Source organism: Megamonas sp. Calf98-2, assembly GCF_900110235.1.
GTDB classification, from domain to species: domain Bacteria; phylum Bacillota; class Negativicutes; order Selenomonadales; family Selenomonadaceae; genus Megamonas; species Megamonas funiformis.
Window position 1 is genome coordinate 1 of record NZ_FOCY01000062.1, and the last position, 1,885, is coordinate 1,885.

The 1,885-nt window shown below is 28.5% G+C and carries 1 protein-coding gene; it reads left to right on the plus strand.

Features of this window, described 5'->3' with window-relative positions:
- Positions 1–353: 353 nt before the first annotated feature.
- The gene (locus BMX03_RS10985) at positions 354–1,463 is read left to right on the plus strand and encodes a M48 family metallopeptidase (RefSeq protein WP_091695426.1); all 1,110 of its coding nucleotides are present in this window, start codon (positions 354–356) and stop codon (positions 1,461–1,463) included.
- Positions 1,464–1,885: the final 422 nt, after the last annotated feature.

Consider the following 1,885-nt stretch of genomic DNA (forward strand, 5'->3'; position numbering starts at 1 on the left):
AGCAGATACCGCACATTCGTTTATGTTAGAAAACATATGTGCATTGTTTAGTTTTCAAAGAACATCTTTTGTCTTACTCTCTCGAGCTGACTTTAAATATTATATCTTACGTTTTTTGTTTTGTCAACAACTTTTTTCAAACTTTTTTATTTTGTTTGTTTTGTTGTTTTCAAAACTCTTTATTTTGTTTGTTGCTCATCGACAACGTTGATTATTATATATTAAACTCAACCTAAATGTCAACACCTTTTTTTATATTTTTTTATAAAAAATTAATATAATTTTAATTTCTCTTGTAGATATATATAGATTATAATAAAAATATACTATATATAAAGAAAGAAGGGCTATTTATGTTAAGAAAAACATACAAAAAACTATTATCAACAGGTATTGCTTTATCTTTAGGTTTTTCAATTTCTTATACTATTTTGCCTAATCAATCTGCGTATGCCTTCAACTGGGGCAATGCTATTGGCGCTGTGGCTATCACTGGTATTCAATATCAGCAATTAGAAAAACAGCTCAATTATCTAGATAGTGATGGTCGTCATGAATATTTTAATCAAATGAAAAGTGAATTGGGAGAAAATACTGACCCTTATTACAATACTTTATTAGACAATATCATGAATCGTTTGACTTATGCCATCTCCTTAACGGACCCTTCTATTAAAGATAAACCTTATAATTATTTCATTAATCCAAGTGAAGAATATAATGCCTTTTGCACTGTAGGGCATAATTTAAGTGTAAATACTGGTATGTTTAAATTGCTCAATAATAATGAAGATGAACTTGCCATTGTTATTGCTCATGAATTAGCTCATGGTGAAGAAGAACATGTTCAAAGCTCTGCCAAGAAAAGTTTTTCTGTACAATTATTGACTAATCTTTATGCTTCTCAAAATCCTAATATTATATCTATAATTGGTGCAAATGTCCTGCAAAATAATATGATTGCTAAAGGTATAACTAAAGTTCAAGAACAAGATGCTGACGATATTGCTTTTAATTATGCAACAAGCGCTGGTTATAATATCGGTGCTGGTGCTGCTACTTGGCAACGTTTTATCGATAAAATGGGCGAGTCCAAAACTAATTTCGTAGGTGAATTATTCTCACCTTCTGACCATCCAAGTCATCAATCACGCCGTGATAATTATTCTGATAAACTCACTGACTATAGTAATAATAAAGTAAAGGTTGATAGTAAAACTGGCACAATTAGTGTAAATCGTCATGATTTTATAACACCTATCCCTGCAAATGATATGAGCAGTCAAGAAAGAGCATATCTAATTGCTGGTAATTTGGCAGCAGTTTATCATAATCATCCTAAAAATCCACCTGAAGCTTATTTAAGTGGAAATACAATTTATATGGGTAATCAAGCAATAATGGTTGTTGAATATGGAGAAAATGGTAATAGTATTGTAAATAAATTAAATTCTATTAGATAATTTGACGGAGGATATAACTAAAAATAGATTAATTACTTTTATCAATGTAGTGATTTATAGTATTAACTTCATTACTTTATCTTGTCTATTATTAAGTGCTTTATATTCTTTTAAATCCCATCCTCTTTTTATATTATTCTTTGCTTTCAATTGTTAGCTAATAAATCAATTTAAAAATGCTTTATCTCAACTAATACCTAACAGAAAATTGAATTTCTTTATTTGTACTTTAAATATCATTTTAATATTAACTATCATTTTTCATTTAGGATATATTTCCATGTCCTTCCATGACTTCAACTAACAAAAAAGACTTACTACTAATTTTGATGTGCACCCAAAATATTGGACATATTAATTAGGCTACTAATTGAAACTTAATTCTGTATTCTACAGGACTAAGTCCTTTTAGTTTTATCTTT